Annotated in this window: 1 pseudogene; it reads right to left on the bottom strand. The window is 47.3% G+C overall.

The annotated features are described in order from the left end of the window. A pseudogene (locus PSI17_RS17245) lies at positions 1-594 on the bottom strand (DNA primase); the annotation flags it as partial.

Below are 594 nucleotides of genomic sequence, written 5' to 3'. Positions count from 1 at the left end.
TAATGCTTCGTTAGAGTCGCGTTGCGCCTGTAGTAGCTGCTTAGCCTTATTCTGGTCGGCAAATTCGTTTAATAAGTGACGAATAATCACCGGCAGTTCCCGACTGATTTTCTCCGGCAATTGTGGATCTTTCTCGGATTCCTTGACCGGAATATTGAACGGAAATATCACCCGCCGCCGTGCACTGATAGCGGCCTCTGGCCTCATCCAGTGCTCTCATATTGCCTCTGGCAGTATTGTGTTCTCCCGCCAGTAAGGTAGCTATATATGTAAAGACACTTTTACCGCTGCCGCCTTCACCAGTGACTTCAATAAAGAGCTGCCAGTCATAACGGTTTGCCAGAATCATAAACAGGGCAGCTTTAATACGATTCATCTTGTTTTCATTCTGACCCGCTGCATGGGATAACCAACGGTAAAAGTCAGGAGCATGATCCGACAAGTTTTCACCGATAGCAGGCTGGGTAAACTCAATGCCGTTATGATTCATTAACCAGTGTTCCTGCTGGTGCGGGGTAAATTGCTGTGTCGATAACGCATACACGCCATTGCTGAACCCAATCAAATCCTGCTTCTGTTCGCCGATGATTGGTA

Source organism: Xenorhabdus sp. IM139775 (assembly GCF_028598745.1).
GTDB lineage: Bacteria > Pseudomonadota > Gammaproteobacteria > Enterobacterales > Enterobacteriaceae > Xenorhabdus.
Note: the sequence above shows the minus strand (reverse complement) of the source record. Positions and strands in the feature narration are given on the sequence as shown.